The following is a 16,864-nucleotide window of genomic DNA, read 5'->3' on the forward strand; positions in this document are numbered from 1 at the left end:
GTGGGGGCGTCCTCGGTGTCGGGAGAGGTGCTCTCGGAGGGCGCCCGTCGCCCCGCAGGCGCCCTCCGAGAGCACCTCTCCCGACACCGAGGACGCCCCCACCGGAAGCTGATACCCGACCACCTGCCCCGGTCGCCCGGGGGAACGCCGACGGCCCGGAGGACACTGTCCCCCGGGCCGTCGGCGTCCGTCAGCGCGCGTCGCGGCGGCGGCGCGTGACTCCGAGCGCGAGCGCTCCACCGGCGAGCAGGGCGAGCGCCGCCGCGGCGGTCCAGCCCGTCTCGACGCCGGTGCTCGCGAGTCCCGAGCCGGTCCGCGGAGGAACGGCGCCGGCCGGAGCGGGAGCCGGCGTGCGGGTCGGCTCGGCCGTGGGCGGCGCGGTGGGCTGTGCAGTGGGCTGCGCGGTCGGCGCCATGGTCGGCTCAGCCGTCGGCGCCACCGTCGGCTCGACAGTCGGTCCCGGAGTCGGCACCGTCCCCGCCCCGAACACGGACGCCGCGGAGCCGAGCGATGCGAGCACCGTCTCGCCGTTCGCGTCGTCCACGCCGTCGTTGTCGGTCACCGCGAACACCTCGCCGGAGCCGGTGATCCCGAGGCCCTCGAGCTTCTCCTGGGTCCAGCCGTTCCCGGCCTGCAGCGCGGGCAGCACGTCGACCGCGAGGGTCTTCTTGAGCATCGGCAGCGTCTCGCCGACCGCCGCGCCGGCCTCCGTCGGCAGCGGCACCGTGTACACGGCCTTCAGCGCGGCGTCCGGCCCGTTGAGCTTGTCGCGCTCGATCACCGCGAGCGTGCCCGCGGGGGTCAGCGTGATCTCCGAGAGCCCGTTCCAGTCGCCGTCCGCCCCGGACACGGCCTCCAGCGGGTAGCCGAAGAAGCTCCAGCTGTCGGCGGCGACGTCGTAGCGCCCGATCCGGACCACTCCGTCGGCGTCGATCGAGGCCTCGCGCTGCAGCGCCGTCCAGACGATCTCACCGGCGGCGCCGTCCTGGACGGTCACTCCCTCGAAGCCCTGCTTGCCCAGCGCGGAGGCGAGCTCCGCGGGCAGGGCGATCCGCTCGGTCACCGCGGCGTCGGCGTCGAGCCGCAGGAGCGCGTTGCCGTCGCCTGTCCCGCCCTCCGTCACGGCCCAGAAGCCGCCGTCGACGCGGGCGGCGATCCCCTCCAGATCCAGAGCGGCGGGCTCGCCGCCCTCCGTCACCGTGAGCGTCGTGTCGAGCAGCGCCGGCGAGACGGAGGTGTCGATCGAGTGGAGGGTGCTCGGCGCGTAGGCGCTGTCGCTCACCGCGTACAGGCGGTCGGGCGCCGCCGGGTCGGTCGAGAGGCCCGAGAGCGCACCCCAGGGCAGCGGCGATCCGTCGACGTCGGCCGACAGCACGGTCGGGAACGCGGGGGCGGAGGCGCCGAGCGCGTAGAGCTGCACGCTCGCGCGGACGGCGGCCTCGGCGTCGTCGGTCTCGCTCGAGACGACCAGCAGGTCGCGCTCGGGCAGGGCGAGCAGCCCCTCCGGGCCGGGCGTCGACGGCAGCGCCTGCACGAAGCGCGGCGCGGTCGGCTCCGACACGTCGTAGACGGCCACGAAGTTGGCCCGCTCGGCGCCGACGAACACGTAGGGGACGCCGTCGAAGGTGGCCGAGAGCAGGCCCTCGGGCTCGGAGCCCTTCGCGTCGGAGCGCTTGTCCGGGTAGAGCCCGAGGCGCACCGCGAGGTGGTCGAACGAGTTCCCGGCGTCCCACTGCACGGCCCCGGTCGCGGCGTCGAGGATCGACCAGCCGCGCGTGCCGCCCTTCCAGTCGCCCTCGTTCGCGATCGCGACGTGGTCGTCGCCGACCCAGCCGATCGCGTCGGGCTCGCGCGGGACGTCGGTGATCGAGCCGGTCAGCGAGATCGAGTCGTCGTCGAGCGTGTCGATGCCGCTGACGGAGGCGGTGCCCGCGGTGTACGAGGCGGTGACGGAGCGGGTGGCCAGGTCGACGATCGCGACGGCGTTGTTCTCCTGCAGCGTCACGGCGACGGCCGTGTCGGCCGGGTTGATCGAGACGTACTCGGGCTCCGGGTCCGACGGGGTGTCGAGGCCGGCGAGACCGGTGAGGTCGACGTGCTCCGGCACCCAGGCGGAGGGGTCGCCCGCGAGGTCCATCACCACGAGCTCCCCGGCGGGCGCCTGCGGGAGGTCGCCCTCCTCGCCGCCCTCGGGGGCGAGGTCCTCGTCGCGCTGGTTCTCGATCGCGATGACCGCGGTCGAGCCGTCGGTGGTGACGTCGATGGAGTCGGGCTGGCCGCCGAGCTCGATGCTCGCGACGGGCGCGAGGTCGTCGGCGTGCAGCACGCTGACGTGGCCGGAGGGGTTCGCGAAGTCGCCGTCGCTCGTGTCGACCACCGCGAGGACGTACTCGCCGGTCGCGTAGACCGAGGTCGGCTCGCCGCCCACGCCGACGCCGCCGCGCGGCTCGGGGGCGTCGGGGTCCGAGATGTCGAGGACGTCGATGCGCTGCCCGGCGGAGTCCGTCGAGTAGACCAGGCGGCCGTCGGGCGACGCGCTCGAGATCTCGGCGACGGCGGAGTCGGCGGACGGGTCGGCCGCGTTGAGGTAGGCCGGCACCGTGGCGATGCGGGTGAAGAAGGAGTCGCCCGCGGCGGAGGCGGGCAGGGCCGCGGCTCCGAGGGTGCAGCCGGCGAGGGTGACGGTGAGGGCGAGGGCGGCGGTGCGGGTGCGGGTGCGGGTGTGACGAGAGGACACGGGTCTCCTGAGCGGCTTCGAAGGAACCCGACCACGCTGGCCGCCCCCGGTGAACGCCCCGCCGCCCGCAGGTGTCCGCCCGGCGAACGCGCGGTGGCGGAGCCGCGACCGGCGGGGGTCTCGAGACGCCGGCACGGACGCCTCGAGATCCGCCAGGCGGCGTGGTCAGCGCGCGAGGCCCTCCGCGGCCGAGCCCCAGGAGCCGAGGGCCGCGCGGACTCGCTCGTCGCGCGCGAGCGTCAGCGCCTCCGCGTACCCCTCCTCCAGCACGTCGTCGAGCCGCACCCGCGCGCCCGTCTCGGAGGAGCGGACCGCCGCCTCCACCATCGCGAGGCTCCGCACGTTCGAGTGCACCTCGCCCGAGGGCACCTCCCCCGAGCCCAGCACCCGCACGAACTCCGCGAGCGAGCCCGCGATCTCCTCGGGCACGGGCTCGAGCGTGGCGGTCCGCACCGCCTCCGACTCGCGCGACTGCCACTCCGGAGCGCCGTCGCCGTCCCAGTGCGCGGTGCCGCCGGCCCCGTTCACGCGCCAGTCGCCGTTCCACGAGGTCTCGAGGCCGTCGGCGCACCAGCTGCCGGTGTAGCTGAAGCGCACTCCGCCGGCGAACTCGAACACGGCGCTCGCCGCGGCTCCGTCGGCGTACCAGCTCCAGCCCGGGTTGTACTCCTCGCAGTAGACCGCGACCGGGTCGCTGTCGAGCAGGTACCGCGCCGCGTCGAAGGCGTGGATCGCCATGTCGACCAGGAGCACGTGGTCCATCTCGTCGCGGAAGCCGCCGAAGCGGGGCGCCTTCGCGAAGTGCACGGAGGCGGTGCCCAGCTGCCCGAGCCCGGCGATCTGCTCGCGGAAGGCGGTGATCGCCGAGTAGTAGCGGCGCGACTGGCTGGTCATCAGGAGCCGGCCCGAGGCCTCTGCCGTCGCCGCGAGCACCAGCGCCTCGGCGATGGTCGGCGCGATCGGCTTCTCGGAGAGCACGGGCAGCCCGGCGAACAGCGCCTCCGAGCTGACGGGGAGGTGCGCCCGCGGCACGGTCACGTTGACCACGGCGTCGGCGCCGGAGCGCGCGGCGACCTCGGCGACGGAGGTGCCGACCGCGACCGGGCCGACCCCCTCCTCCTCCGTGGCAGCCGTGGCGAGGTCGACGTCGAGGTCGACCAGGCCGACGAGCTCGGCGTCCGGGGAGTCGCGGATGGTGCGGATCCAGGCGCGGCCCATCGCGCCGGCGCCGACCTGGACGAGGCGGACCGTCATCGGACGAGCGCTCCCTCGTAGTCCTGGCCGTTGTGGAAGTCCTCGGTCTCGTAGCGCTGCAGCACCGGGAGGCGGCGCTCGGGGCGCGAGGAGCGCACCCACTCGACGCCGTTCGCGATCACGCGGCGCACCTCGGCCTGGTGGTAGACGGGGTAGTCCTGGTCGCCGGGGGAGAAGAAGAAGATGCGCCCGTGGCCGCGCTTCCAGGTCATGCCGGAGCGGAACACCTCGCCGCCCGTGAAGGTCGAGAGGAACACGAGCTCGTCGGGCGCCGGCACGTCGAAGAACTCGCCGTACATCTCCTGCCGGGGGATCACGAAGGGGTGCGGGATCCCCTGGGCGATGGGGTGCGTGGGGTCGACGGTCCAGACCAGCTCGCGGTCCTGCTCCGAGCGCCAGCGCAGCGTGCAGGTGGTGCCCATGAGCTTGCCGAAGATCTTCGACCAGTGGCCGGAGTGCAGGACGACGAGGCCCATGCCCGAGAGGACGTGGCGCTGGACGCGCTCGACGATCTCGTCGGAGACGTCGCCGTGAGCCATGTGGCCCCACCAGACGAGCACGTCGGTGGCGTCGAGGACGTCCTCGGTGAGGCCGTGCTCGGGCTCGTCGAGCGTGGTGGTGGAGACGGAGGCGCGCTCGCCGAGGTTCTCGCGGATGCCGTCGGCGATCGTGCTGTGCATGCCGTCGGGGTAGATCGCGCGGACCTTCTCCTCGATCTGCTCATGGCGGTTCTCGCCCCAGACGAGGACGCGGACGGGGGAGGAGGGTGTGGTCACGGTGTTCCTTCTTCGACGGTGGAGACGGTGCGGCAGTGGGCGGCCCGACACGGGGTTAACCGCTTTACCGGCCGCGTCTCCTAGGATGCGGGAGACGTCCGCCCCACGTCAACCACGGCCGGGCGGCGCGAGCGGAGGAGGCGCGGTGGCCACGATGAGGGACGTCGCGCGCCTCGCGGGGGTCTCGATCGCGACGGTCTCGTTCGTGGTCAACGACACCAAGCCCGTCTCGCCCGAGACCCGCGAGCGGGTGCGGGCGGCGATGCGCGAGCTCGGCTTCCGGCCGCACGCCCTGGCCCGCGCCCTCGCTCGGCGCCGCTCCGGGATCGTCGCGGTCGTCTACCCGCTGGTGTCGAGCCGGCCGCTCAACACCGCCACCTCGTTCCTGCTCGGGGCCGCCGAGGCCGCGGCGGAGCAGGACCACTCGATCGTCCTGTGGCCGACGGTCGGCGGCTCCGACCGCCTCGCCGACCTGCGCGCCGACGGCCTGATCGACGGCGTCGTGCTGATGCAGGTCACCAGCGAGGACGAGCGCGTGCCGGTCCTGCGGGACTCCGGCACGCCCTTCGCCCTCATCGGGCGCACCCGCGACCCGTCCGCCCTCGACTGGGTCGACATCGACTTCGAGGGGATGGTCGAGGAGGCGCTCGGCCGGCTCGCCGGCCTGGGGCACGCGCGGGTGGCGCTCGTGCTCGGCCCGGACCGCGACGCCGCGGCCGACTTCGGCCCCTACGCGCGCACCCAGGAGGCGTTCGCACTCGCCTGCGCGGCCCGCGGCGTCGAGGGCGTGCTGCTGCGCTGCGAGGAGTCCCCCGCCGGCGGCCGCACCCTCGCCCGCTCGTTCGACCCCGCCTCCGCGACCGCCGTGGTGATCGTCAACGGGGGCGCCGCCGTCGGGTTCGCGCACGAGGTGCGGCACCGCGGGCTGCGCGTGCCCGAGGACCTCTCGATCGTCCTGCTCGCCTCCGACCCCGACGTCGCCGACCTGGCCGACCCGGCGCTCGACCTGCTCGTCGCGCCCGGCCGCGAGCTCGGCCGCCGCGGAGTGGAGGCGCTGCTCGCCCGCCTCGCCGACCCGGCGGCGCCGCTCCTCCAGGAGCGCATCGGCGGCCCGTGGCGCCCCGGCGGCTCGGTCGCCCCTCCGCGCTGACGGCCGGCGCCCCGGGAGCGCGCGCTACGGCACGATCGAGTCGATGTAGCCGCCGTCGACGCGCACGGCGGCGCCCGTGGTGGCCGAGGCGAGCGGGGAAGCGAGGTACGCGACCATGTGGGCGATCTCCTCCGGCTCGATGAGGCGCTTCAGCAGCGACTGCGGCCGGTGCAGGCGCATGAACTCGCGCTGCGCCTCCTCCCACGGGAGCTCGCGGTCGACCAGCTCGTAGACGAAGTCCTCGACGCCGCCCGTGTGGGTCGGCCCGGCGAGCACGCTGTTCACCGTCACCCCGGTGCCGGCGGCGGCCTTGGCGAAGCCGCGCGAGACGCCCAGCAGCGCGGTCTTCGACACTCCGTAGTGGATCATCTCGGCGGGCGTGACGACGGCGGAGTCGCTGCCGATGTAGAGGACGCGGCCCCACTCGCGCTCCATCATCCCGGGGAGGTAGGCGCGGGTGAGGCGCACGCCGGTGAGCACGTTGACCTCGAAGTAGCGGCGCCACTCGTCGTCGTCGATGGAGAGCGCATCGGCGGAGCCGAAGATCCCGAGGTTGTTGACGAGCACGTCCACCTCGGCGGCCGCGCGCAGGAGGGAGGCCGTGCCCTTCTCCGTCGACACGTCGGCCGCGACTCCGCGCACCCGCGCCTCCGGCACCGCCGCGCCGACGGCCTCGATCGCCCGGCGGATCGACCGCTCGGAGCGGGCGTTCACGATCACCTCGGCGCCCGCCTCCGCGAGCGTCGTCGCGATGGCCAGCCCGATGCCCTGCCCCGACCCCGTGACGAGGGCCGTGCGCCCGGTGAGATCCAACCCGATCATGCTGCTCCGCTCCGCTCCGCGCCGCCGCCCGCCGGCCGCGCTCGGGGTCGAGCATGCCACCGAGCCCTGACATCCGGCCCGCTTCCGGCTGAGGACGCCCGCGGGTCGCCGCGGCGTCGCTCGGAACATCGGAGACCGTTGCCAACCGGACACTCGTGCGTTACGGTCTAATCAATCGGCAATACGTATTACCCGCGGGTAGTAGGCCGATGACCCAGACTGTCGACGAGGACGAGGCGGACGCGTGACCCCGATGCAAGCAGATGTCGCCGTGATCGGCGGCGGCCTCGGAGGAGTGGCCGCGGCGATCGCCCTCGCCCGCAACGGCCTCTCGGTCGTGCTGACCGAGCAGTACCCGTGGCTGGGCGGCCAGCTCACCTCGCAGGGCGTCCCGCCGGACGAGCACACCTGGGTCGAGCAGTTCGGCGTCACCGCCGACTACCGGCGCCTCCGGGACGGCATCCGCGGCTACTACCGCCGCAACTACCCCCTCACCGCCGAGGCGATGCGCGACGACCGCCTGAACCCCGGCCGCGGACTCGTGAGCAGGCTCTGCGCCGAGCCCCGCGTCGCCGTCGCCGTGCTCGACGAGATGCTCGCCCCCTACCGCTCGAGCGGAGCGATCCGCGTCGTCACCGGCGTCGTCCCCTTCGCCGTCGACGGCGGCCCGGGCCGGATCGAGCGCGTCCTGCTGCGCGACGCGGTCTCGGGCGAGGAGCTCGCCGTCTCCGGACGGTACGTGGTCGACGCGACCGAGACGGGGGAGCTGCTCCCCCTCGCGGAGGTCGACTACGTCACGGGCTCCGAGTCGCGCGACGAGCACGGCGAGCCCAGCGCTCCCGCCGTCGCCGACCCGATGAACGTGCAGGCCGTCACCTGGTGCTTCGGCTTCGACAGCGCGGACGGCGACCACACCATCGAGCGCCCGGCCGACTACGACTACTGGCACGAGTACGAGGTGCCGTTCTGGGGCGGGAAGCTCCTCTCCTTCACCGCGCCGAACCCGAGGACGCTGCGCCCCGAGACCCGCACGATGCACGTCAACGCCGTGGGCGACACCCGCACCGCCGACCAGCGCGCGCAGGGCGGGGACACCGACCTCTGGATGTTCCGCCGGATCCTCGCGACCGAGACCCTCCGACCGGGCGCGCTCGACAGCGACATCGTGCTCGCGAACTGGCCGATGCTCGACTACCTCGACAGCTCGATCCTCGACGTGCCGGAGCCGGAGAAGCACCTCGCCGGCGCCCGCGCGCTCTCGCTGTCGTACTTCTACTGGCTCCAGACCGAGGCGCCCCGGCCCGACGGCGGCCGCGGCTGGCCCGGGCTCCGGCTCCGCGGCGACGTGATGGGCACCGCCGACGGCCTCGCGCAGGCCCCCTACATCCGCGAGTCCCGCCGGATCCGCGCGCTCACCACGGTGCGCGAGCAGGACGTCTCCGTCGCCGCCCGCGGGACGGGGAGCCCCGCGCGCTTCGACGACTCCGTCGGCGTGGGCATGTACCGGATCGACCTGCACCCGACCACCGGAGGCGACAACTACCTCGACGTGGAGTGCTCGCCGTTCGAGATCCCGCTCGGCGCCCTCGTGCCGCGCACCCCGACGAACCTGCTGCCCGGGGGCAAGAACATCGGGACGACGCACATCACCAACGGCGCGTACCGCCTCCACCCCGTGGAGTGGAACATCGGCGAGGCCGTCGGCGAGCTGGCGGCCCTCGCCCTCGCCGAGGACCTGTCGCCCCACGAGATCGCCGCCGACCCCGCCCTCGTCGCCCGCCTGCAGGCGAGGCTCGAGTCGCGCGGCGTAGAGACCCACTGGCCCGACGTCGTCGGGTACTGACCGGGAACACCGAGAAGACCATTGGAGAAAGAGAGACGATGAGACCAGCGAAGAAGCTGATGGCCTCGCTCGCCGCAGTCGGAGTGATCGCCGCCCTCTCGGGCTGCGGCGCCGCCGGCGGCGGGGACGACTCAGCACCCGTCGCTCTGAGGATGTCCGTCTGGACCTCCGACGAGAAGCAGCTCGCCCTGTTCGACTCGATGGCCGACGAGTACATCGCCGACCACCCCGAGATCGAGTCCGTGACCTTCGAGTCCCTCCCGTTCGCGGACTACAACTCGACCCTGACCACGCAGGCCGCGGGCGGCAACGCCCCCGACCTCGCCTGGGTCGGCGACATCGCGAAGGACCTGATCGACGCCGGAGCGCTCGCTCCACTGACCGAGACCTTCGAGGGGACCGAGGGCTACGAGTACGACGACATCCTGCCCAGCGTGGCGCAGTCGTTCAGCCAGGACGGCGAGCTCTACGCGTACCCGTTCTCCAACTCGCCGTTCGCGCTGTACGTGAACCAGGACCTCATCGCGCAGGCCGGGCAGACCGTCGACCCCGCGACGCTCAGCTGGGAGGACGTCGACCGCATCGGCGCGGCCGTCAACGAGTCGACCGGCAAGGCCGGCTACATCATCCGCGACTTCGACTTCTCGGGCTGGCTGAGCCTCGCGAACCTCTGGGCGGGCTGGGGAGCCCAGCCGTGGAGCGACGACGGGACCCAGTGCACGATGGACTCGCCCGAGATGGTGGAGGCGTTCCAGTTCTTCCACGACTCGGTCTACGTCAGCGGCGCGACCCCCGGACCCGGCGTGACGGCGGACTTCTTCGCCGGCGACGCCGCGTTCACGACCGCGCAGGTCTCGCGGGCGAGCCTGCTCGACGGCTCGTTCCCGTTCGAGATCTACCCGCTGCCCGTCGGCCCCGCCGGCGAGTACGGCAACATCGGCCAGGCCGGCATGGCCGCGCTCGCAGGCGGCGACCACGTGGAGGAGGCGACCGGCTTCCTCTCGTTCATGACCAACCCGGAGAACTCCGCCAAGCTCGCGCAGTTCTTCCCGCCGCCCCGCGAGTCGCTGCTGTCCGGTGAGGAGCTGGCGAAGGTCAACACGCGCCTCAGCGCCGAGCAGCTCGACCGCGTCGTGGTCGACGAGCTCGCCGACGTGTCCGCCACCCCTCCGGTGACGAGCCCCGCCGAGATCACCTCGGTCGGCAAGACGGCGCTGGACCGCATGTGGTCGGCCGACGCCGACGTCGCCGAGGTGCTCGGAGGCGTCTGCGACGCCATCGCGCCCGTCCTCCAGGGGAAGTGATCCCGTGACCGCGACCTCGACGGACAGCCGCCGATCCGCTCCCGCCGGCGCCTACTGGAACCTCCGGCGCCGCGACGCGCTCGCCGGCTGGCTCTTCATCGCGCCCCAGCTGCTCGGTGTGATCGTGTTCGTGCTGCTGCCCGTCGGGCTCGCGGTCTGGTTCAGCCTCAACGAGTGGAACGTCTTCACCGGCTCCATGACCTTCGTCGGCGGCGAGAACTACGAGCGGGCGATCAACGACCCGAGCATCGGCGCGGTGCTCGGCACGACCGCGGTCTTCTCCGGGGGAGTGGTCGTCCTGAACCTCGCCCTCGGGCTGGGCCTGGCCGTGCTGCTCAACCGGAGGATCCCGGGCGGCGCCCTGTTCCGCACGCTCTTCTTCTCGCCCGTCGTCATCTCGGTGGTCGCCTGGACCCTCGTCTGGGGCTTCCTCCTCCAGGACAACGGCGCGATCAACGGCCTGCTCTCGCTGGTCGGCCTCGACGGGCCGAACTGGCTCCAGGAGGGACCCACCGCGATGGCGAGCGTCATCGTCACGCAGGTCATCCGCAGCGTCGGCGTCAACATGGTGCTCTTCCTCGCCGCGCTGCAGGGGGTGCCGGGCGACCTCTACGAGGCGGCCCGGCTGGACGGCGCGAGCCCCCGCGCGATCTTCTTCCGGATCACGCTCCCGCTCATCTCGCCCACCCTGCTCCTCACCGCCATCCTCACGATCGTCGGCTCGCTGCAGGCGTTCGCGCAGGTCGCCGTCCTGACCGAGGGCGGGCCGGAGCTGTCGACGACAGTGCTCGTCTACTACGTGTTCCAACAGGCCTTCGAGTTCAGCGACATCGGCTACGGCGCGACGCTCTCGCTGATGCTGCTCCTCTTCGTCCTGATCCTCACGGTCGTGCAGTGGCAGCTGCGCAGGAAATGGGTCTTCTATGAGAACTGACGCCGTCGTCGAGCAGGGGACCCCGCTCACGCCACGCCTCGAAGCCGTCCCGGAGCCGCCCGTCAAGCGCCGCCGCGGCCGCAGCCCGCTCATGACCGCCCTGCTCGTCGTGACGCTGATCCTGCTCGTGCTGCCGTTCGCGGTGCCGACGTTCTGGATGATCGCCTCGTCGTTCAAGCCGGTGAACGAGATCTTCTCGAACCCGCCGACCCTGCTGCCGGACTCGCCGAGCCTGGCGGGCTACGCCGAGGCGTTCCGGTTCCAGCCGTTCGCGCTCCAGTACTGGAACAGCCTCTACATCGCGGTCACGGTCACCGTGGTGACGCTGCTGGTCTCGAGCCTGGCCGGCTACGCCTTCGCCCGGATCCCGTTCCCGGGACGCAACGCGGTGTTCCTCGTCGTCCTGACCGGCCTGCTGGTGCCGACGGAGGTGACGATCATCCCGCTGTTCCAGATCTTCCGGCAGCTCGGCTTCATCGACACCCACGTGCCGCTGCTGCTGGTGCCGATGGTCGGAGCGCCGGCGGTGCTGGGCACGTTCATCATGCGGCAGTACTTCATCGCGATGCCCGGCGAGCTCGAGGAGGCCGCGCGCCTGGACGGCCTCGGCCGCTTCGGGATCTGGCGGCGCATCTTCCTGCCGCTGTCCAAGCCCGCGCTGTCGGCCGTCGCGATCCTGACCTTCCTCGGGTCCTGGAACATGTACCTCGAGCCGACGGTCTACCTGACCTCACCCGAGCTCTTCACCCTGCCCCAGGCGCTCACCCGCTTCACCGACGCCTACGGCGGGGAGATGTGGGACGTGCAGCTCGCCGCGGCGACGATGACGGTCGTGCCCGTGCTGGCCGTGTTCCTCCTCGCTCAGCGGCAGTTCGTGGAAGGGCTCGCGCACTCCGGTCTGAAAGGCTGACCCGGTGTTCACGGATCGCCCCCTCGCCGCCCTCCGCGAGTTCCGTGCGGAGGTCGCGGAGCCCGACGACTTCGACGCCTTCTGGCGGGCCACCCTCGCGCTCGGGCGGGAGGGCGGCCCCGGCGTCAGCGCCGCGCCGGTCGACGCGGGCCTCCCGCTGGTGCGGGTGCGGGACGTGCGGTTCCCCGGCTTCGCGGGCGAGCCGATCGCCGCCTGGCTGGTGACCCCCGCAGCGGACCCGGGCGCCCCGCTCCCCGTGGTGATCGAGTACCCCGGGTACGGCAGCGGACGGGGCCGTCCGATCGAGCACCTCTGGATCGCCGCCGCCGGGTACGCGCACCTGGTCGTCGACGCGCGAGGCCAGGGAGCCGGCCGCCTCGCCCGCTCCGGAGCCACCCCCGACCCCCACGGCAGCGGACCCGCGTACCCCGGGGTCACGACCCGCGGCATCGAGTCGCCCGAGAAGTACTACTACCGGCGCCTGATCGCGGACGCGGCGCTCGCCGTCGACGCCGTGGAGGCGCTCCCCGGGCTGGACCCGGACCGAGTGTCGGTCTTCGGCGGCAGCCAGGGCGGAGCGCTCGCGACCGCCGCGGCGGCGCTGCGCCCCCGGGTGCGCGCGGCGATCGCCCTGGTGCCCTTCCTCTCCGACGTCCTGCGCGCCACGACCGTCACGAACGAGGCGCCCTACGTGGAGATCGCCCGCTACCTGGCGACCCGCCCCGAGGACCTCGACGCCGTCGAGCGGACCCTCTCCTACGTCGACGGCGTCCACTTCTCGCGGCGCCTGCGCTGCCGGGTGCACCGCTCGGTCGGCCTGATGGACCCGATCTGCCCGCCCTCGACGGTCTTCGCCTCCCACAACGTCTCCGGCGGCGAGACGTCGATCGACGTGTGGCCGTACAGCGGGCACGAGGGCGGCGGGGTCGGCGACCGCGAGCGGGCGCTGGAGGTGCTGCGAGAGGTCCTGTGACCGGACGGGCGTGACCCCGCGTCTCAGGACGTCGGCTCCTCCTCCATCCCGAGCCGCATCGCCAGGTCCATGGCGCGCAGGCGGGCCGGCGAGACGTCGTAGGGCAGGCTCCGGATGATCTCGCCGGCGCTCCGGGCGCGGGAGCCCTGTGCGGGATCGGGGGCCGGCGCGGGGTCCTCGGGCGGGTGCGCCTCGTCCCACGCGTCGAAGATCGCCTCGTCCTCCTCGAGCTGACCGGACTCCTCGACGACGCGCATCAGCCGGGCCTCGAAGGCGTGCCGCTCCTGCGCCACCTGCTCCACCCGGGGGTCGTCCTCGGCGACCGTGTCGTCGAGGGCCTCCTCGGCGGCGTCGACGCGGTCGGCCTCCGCCCGCAGCGCCGGATCGGCGGCGAGGACGACGAAGCGGCCGGCCTGGGAGACGGCGCCCAGCGGGCCGAACATCCGCTCGGTGACCAGCAGGGTGTCGAGGTCGGCCTGGCGCAGCGAGCCCTCGGGTGCGCCCTCGAGGCGGCGCGAGACGATGTCGTCGAGCAGCCCCAGTCGGCCGCCGAGGGTCCGCATGCGCCGGACCGAGGCCCGCTTCCGCTGCAGCTCCTCCTCCTGCGCGGCGAGCGCGGCGTCCAGCCGCGAGAGGACGCCCGCGACCTCGTCCTCGCGGTCGGCGCTGTCCTCGGCGCCGGCCGGGGCTGCGACGGCGAAGGCGTCCCGGATGTCCTCGAGCGCGACCCCGGCGTCGGCCAGGCGGCGGATCCAGAGCAGCCGGATGATGTCGTCGTAGCCGTAGCGCCGACGACCGTCTCCGCCCCGCTCGCGCTCGGGGAGCAGGCCGAGCCGGTGGTAGTGGCGGATCGCCCGCGGAGTGACGCCGGCGAACGCGGCGGCGTCGCCGATCTGCACCTGGCGGGGCGGGGCGGGGAACGACTGCATGGGGGGGCCTCTCCGATCGGGACGGTGTGCATCGAGCAGACCACATGACGCAGGGGCAGGAGCAAGCCGGCTCGGCCTGCTCCCGCCCCCGCGTCCCCTCGCGCTCAGCGCGCCAGGCGCACCGTCGCGATCTCGAACGGACGCAGCTCGAGGCGCACGTCGGCCGACTCCGCCTCGACGGAGCTCTCGATGCGGACCTGCTCGGTCGGGCGCTCCATCAGGTCGGTGCGGGTGACCGCCCGGACGGCGAAGGCGGCGCGGAGGGTCGCTGCGGCGCGGCGGCCGAGCGACTCGTAGAGTCGCACGATCACGTCGCCGCTCCCGTCGTCCGCCGCCTTCACAGCCTCGACGATCACCGAGGGGTCGTCGATCGACACCAGGGGAGCGACGGGCGCGGCGCCGGTGAGCCTGCGGACCGGGGTGTTCAGCGCGTAGCCGGCCTCGACGGCGTCGGGCAGCTCGGCGCCGACCACGAGCGACACTGCGAGGCGGTGGCGGCCCTGGTCGGCGTCCGGGTCGGGGAACAGCGGCGCGCGCAGGAGCGAGAGCCGGACCGTGGTCGTCGGGGTGCCGGCCGCGGCGCGGTCGCGGGTGATGTCGTGCCCGTAGGTGGAGTCGTTGACGACCGCGACGCCGAAGCCCGGCTCGCCGACGTGCACCCAGCGGTGCGCGACGGTCTCGAAGCGGGCGGCGTCCCACGTCGTGTTCACGTGGGTCGGGCGGTGCACGTGGCCGAACTGGATCTCGGACGTCGCCCGGTCCGAGAGCAGGTCGAGCGGGAAGGCGAGTTTGAGCAGCTTGCGGCGCTCGTGCCAGTCGATGTCGAGGTCGAGGTCGACGGCCGCCCTGCCGATCTGCAGCGAGACGGTCTGCACGACCGTGGAGCCGCCGAACGAGCGGGTGATCACGACCGCCGGCACCTCGCGGCCGAGCGGGTCGCTCACGGTGCCGGCGCGGACCGAGTCGACGCCGACGAGGTCCTCCACCGTGCGGCGGTAGTTGTCGTCGAGGTCCCAGGCGTCCCACTTGTTCGGGGTGTCGCGGTGGAGCTGGAGGAGCCCCGCGGCGGCGCCGGCGGGCACGACCTCCCGGCCGCTCGCGAGGTCCACGACCGACTCGAGGAGTCCGGAGGCGCCGATCCGCACCCGGACGAGCCCGTTGTCGAGGACGTGGGCGTCGCCGTCGGAGCGGAGCGTCGGGGCCGAGTGCTCCGCGGCGGGGTCGGCCGCGGCCGCGCCGAGCGCCGGCACGCCCCCGACGGCGAAGGGGGAGGAGTTCACCAGCAGCTCCGCGGAGCCCTCGCCGGCGAGGGCCCGGACGGTCTCGGCGATCATCTCCTCGATCCGCTGCGCGATGCGGGCGTAGTTCTCCTCCGCCTCGCGGTGCACCCAGGCGATGGAGGTGCCGGGCAGGATGTCGTGGAACTGCTGCAGGAGGACCGTCCGCCACATCTCACGCAGCTCGTCGGCCGGGTACGGGACCCCGGCGCGGACGAGGGCCGTGGTCGCCCACAGCTCGATCTCGCGGAGCAGGTGCTCGCTGCGGCGGTTGCCCTGCTTGGTGCGCGCCTGCGACGTGTAGGTGCCGCGGTGGAACTCGAGGTAGAGCTCGCCCGACCAGGTGGGCGCGTCCGGGTACTCGGCCTGCGCCTCCTCGAAGAAGCGGCGGGGTGTGGACAGCTCGACGGTCGGCGAGCCCTCGAGGCTGCGCGTGCGGCGGGCGGCCGCGATCATCTCGCGGTTGGGGCCTCCTCCGCCGTCGCCGTAGCCGAAGGGCACGAGCGACATGGTGCCGCTGCCCTTCTCGGCGTACTGGCGCTCGGCGCGGGCGAGGTCCTCGCCGGAGAGGTCGGAGTTGTAGAGGTCGACGGGCGGGAAGTGCGTGAACACGCGGGTGCCGTCGATGCCCTCCCACCAGAAGGTGTGGTGGGGCATCGTGTTGGTCTCGTTCCACGAGATCTTCTGCGTGAGGAACCAGCGCCCGCCCGCTCCGGCGATGATCTGCGGCAGCGCGGCGGAGTAGCCGAAGGAGTCCGGGAGCCAGACCTCCTCGGTGTCGATCCCGAACTCGTCGAGGAAGAAGCGCTTGCCCTCGAGCAGCTGGCGTACGAGCGCCTCGCCGCCGGGCATGTTCGTGTCCGACTCGACCCACATCCCGCCGACCGGCACGAAGCGGCCCGCGAGCACGTGGCCGCGGACGCGCTCGAACAGCTCCGGGTGGTCGCGCTTGAGCCACGCGTACTGCTGCGCGGAGGAGGCGGCGAAGACGAAGCCCTCCTCGCGCTCGATCAGGTCGCAGACGTTCGAGAAGGTGCGGGCCACCTTGCGGGCGGTCTCGCGGGCGGGCCAGAGCCAGGCGGAGTCGATGTGGGCGTGGCCGACGGCGTGCAGGTGGTGCGCGCTGGCCGAGGCGGGGCGCTCGAGGACCGTCCTCAGCGCCTCCCGGCCGGCGGCGGCGGTGCCGGACACGTCGTCCGGATCGAGGACGTCGACGGCGCGGTCGAGGGCGCGCACGATCTCGGCGCGGCGCTGGGAGGACTCGGGCAGCTGCCCGATCAGCCCGACGAGCACGGCCATGTCCTGCTCCAGCTCCCAGACCTCCCGGTCGAGCAGTCCGAGCTCGAGGCGTCGGAGGCGGTAGAGCGGGTCGGACGGCAGGGCGCCGTCGGCGGGGCGGCCGCCGAGCGCCGTGGGGGTGAAGGACCAGTCGCCGGTGATGTTCGGGTTGGCGGCGGCCTCGATGTAGAGCTCGACCGTGCGGTCGCCCGCCTCGCGGCCGGGCAGCCGGTCGAGCGGGACCGACTGGTTGAACGGCTCGACGGCCTTCACGACCGTGCCGGTCGCGGTGAAGACGAGCCCCTCCGCCTCGAAGCCGGACTGGGCGCCGGTGTAGCCGAGGTCGACGACGAGCTCGGGCTCGCAGCCGTCGACGCCGACCCAGGAGGCGGGGATCTCGCCGCGCACGTGGAACCACACGGTGCCCCAGGGGGCGCCCCACGGCTCCCCGATGCGGGCGGGCGCGTAGGACGCGGCCCGCGCCTGGTCGAAGGGGACCGGCTCGCCCGGAGCGGTCCACGACTCGATCCCGAGCGGCTCGACCGCCCGGTGGATCGCCGGCCGGAGGCTCTCGGCGCGGAAGCGGGCGATGCGGGCTTCGATGCGGGTGCTGTCGTCATGCATGCGTTCTGGTGCTCGTTCCGTGTGCAGTGGGGGAGGGCGGCGGCGCGGAGGGC

The 16,864-nt window shown here is 73.5% G+C and carries 12 protein-coding genes; 6 read left to right on the forward strand and 6 right to left on the reverse strand.

The features are described 5' to 3' along the window. Positions 1-190: 190 nt before the first annotated feature. From C5C55_RS11620 to C5C55_RS11630, 3 genes are all read right to left on the reverse strand, one after another. The gene (locus tag C5C55_RS11620; protein WP_146080941.1) at positions 191-2,737 is read right to left on the reverse strand and encodes an esterase-like activity of phytase family protein; all 2,547 of its coding nucleotides are present in this window, start codon (positions 2,735-2,737) and stop codon (positions 191-193) included. A 165-nt stretch (positions 2,738-2,902) separates the two neighbouring features. Beyond that, positions 2,903-3,991: a Gfo/Idh/MocA family protein gene (locus tag C5C55_RS11625; RefSeq protein WP_104234012.1), complete on the reverse strand. Its 1,089-nt coding sequence runs from the start codon at positions 3,989-3,991 to the stop codon at positions 2,903-2,905. Further along, a complete protein-coding gene (locus C5C55_RS11630; protein ID WP_104234013.1) occupies positions 3,988-4,767 on the reverse strand; it encodes a ThuA domain-containing protein in 780 nt (259 codons plus the stop codon). Before C5C55_RS11630 ends, C5C55_RS11625 begins: the two co-directional genes overlap by 4 nt. 154 nt (positions 4,768-4,921) lie before the next feature. Here C5C55_RS11630 and C5C55_RS11635 point away from each other — a divergent pair, with 154 nt between their 5' ends. After that, positions 4,922-5,917, forward strand: coding sequence for a LacI family DNA-binding transcriptional regulator (locus C5C55_RS11635; RefSeq protein ID WP_258059511.1), 996 nt, complete (start codon positions 4,922-4,924; stop codon positions 5,915-5,917). 24 nt (positions 5,918-5,941) lie between these two features. Here the strand turns inward: C5C55_RS11635 and C5C55_RS11640 are convergent, their stop codons facing one another. Continuing rightward, positions 5,942-6,736 carry an SDR family NAD(P)-dependent oxidoreductase gene (locus C5C55_RS11640; RefSeq protein WP_104224325.1) on the reverse strand — a complete coding sequence of 265 codons (795 nt, stop codon included), beginning with the start codon at positions 6,734-6,736 and terminating at the stop codon, positions 5,942-5,944. A 256-nt stretch (positions 6,737-6,992) separates the two neighbouring features. Here C5C55_RS11640 and C5C55_RS11645 point away from each other — a divergent pair, with 256 nt between their 5' ends. From C5C55_RS11645 to C5C55_RS11665, 5 genes are read left to right on the forward strand one after another with little or no spacing between them, the layout of a single operon-like run. Next, positions 6,993-8,582 (forward strand): FAD-dependent oxidoreductase, encoded by a 1,590-nt coding sequence (locus tag C5C55_RS11645; protein WP_104234052.1) that lies wholly within the window; start codon positions 6,993-6,995, stop codon positions 8,580-8,582. A gap of 38 nt (positions 8,583-8,620) precedes the next feature. Next, positions 8,621-9,886, forward strand: a complete 1,266-nt coding sequence (locus C5C55_RS11650; RefSeq protein ID WP_104224315.1) for a sugar ABC transporter substrate-binding protein — start codon at positions 8,621-8,623, stop codon at positions 9,884-9,886. Positions 9,887-9,890: 4 nt separating this feature from the next. Then, on the forward strand, positions 9,891-10,820 hold the full coding sequence (locus tag C5C55_RS11655) for a carbohydrate ABC transporter permease (protein WP_104234014.1): 930 nt from the start codon (positions 9,891-9,893) through the stop codon (positions 10,818-10,820). Further along, positions 10,810-11,730: a carbohydrate ABC transporter permease gene (locus C5C55_RS11660; RefSeq protein ID WP_244229554.1), complete on the forward strand. Its 921-nt coding sequence runs from the start codon at positions 10,810-10,812 to the stop codon at positions 11,728-11,730. Before C5C55_RS11655 ends, C5C55_RS11660 begins: the two co-directional genes overlap by 11 nt. A gap of 4 nt (positions 11,731-11,734) precedes the next feature. After that, positions 11,735-12,703 (forward strand): acetylxylan esterase, encoded by a 969-nt coding sequence (locus tag C5C55_RS11665; protein ID WP_104234015.1) that lies wholly within the window; start codon positions 11,735-11,737, stop codon positions 12,701-12,703. A 23-nt stretch (positions 12,704-12,726) separates the two neighbouring features. On the opposite strand, the gene C5C55_RS11670 is transcribed toward C5C55_RS11665, so the two are convergent. Together C5C55_RS11670 and C5C55_RS11675 are read right to left on the reverse strand one after the other, a co-directional pair. Continuing rightward, positions 12,727-13,632: a MerR family transcriptional regulator gene (locus C5C55_RS11670; protein ID WP_104234016.1), complete on the reverse strand. Its 906-nt coding sequence runs from the start codon at positions 13,630-13,632 to the stop codon at positions 12,727-12,729. Positions 13,633-13,736: 104 nt separating this feature from the next. Beyond that, positions 13,737-16,811 carry a glycoside hydrolase family 38 C-terminal domain-containing protein gene (locus C5C55_RS11675; protein ID WP_104234017.1) on the reverse strand — a complete coding sequence of 1,025 codons (3,075 nt, stop codon included), beginning with the start codon at positions 16,809-16,811 and terminating at the stop codon, positions 13,737-13,739. Between the last annotated feature and the right edge of the window lie 53 nt (positions 16,812-16,864).

The organism is Rathayibacter sp. AY1C2 (assembly GCF_002931195.1).
In the GTDB taxonomy this organism is placed as follows: domain Bacteria; phylum Actinomycetota; class Actinomycetes; order Actinomycetales; family Microbacteriaceae; genus Rathayibacter.

What these genes read in the sequence shown, in the direction of transcription:
- C5C55_RS11645 (WP_104234052.1), top strand. Translation starts at nt 6,993, where the DNA reads ATGCAAGCAGATGTCGCCGTGATCGGCGGCGGCCTCGGAGGAGTGGCC.
- C5C55_RS11660 (WP_244229554.1), top strand. Translation starts at nt 10,810, where the DNA reads ATGAGAACTGACGCCGTCGTCGAGCAGGGGACCCCGCTCACGCCACGC.
- C5C55_RS11675 (WP_104234017.1), bottom strand. Translation starts at nt 16,811, where the DNA reads ATGCATGACGACAGCACCCGCATCGAAGCCCGCATCGCCCGCTTCCGC.
- C5C55_RS11650 (WP_104224315.1), top strand. Translation starts at nt 8,621, where the DNA reads ATGAGACCAGCGAAGAAGCTGATGGCCTCGCTCGCCGCAGTCGGAGTG.
- C5C55_RS11635 (WP_258059511.1), top strand. Translation starts at nt 4,922, where the DNA reads ATGAGGGACGTCGCGCGCCTCGCGGGGGTCTCGATCGCGACGGTCTCG.
- C5C55_RS11670 (WP_104234016.1), bottom strand. Translation starts at nt 13,632, where the DNA reads ATGCAGTCGTTCCCCGCCCCGCCCCGCCAGGTGCAGATCGGCGACGCC.
- C5C55_RS11625 (WP_104234012.1), bottom strand. Translation starts at nt 3,991, where the DNA reads ATGACGGTCCGCCTCGTCCAGGTCGGCGCCGGCGCGATGGGCCGCGCC.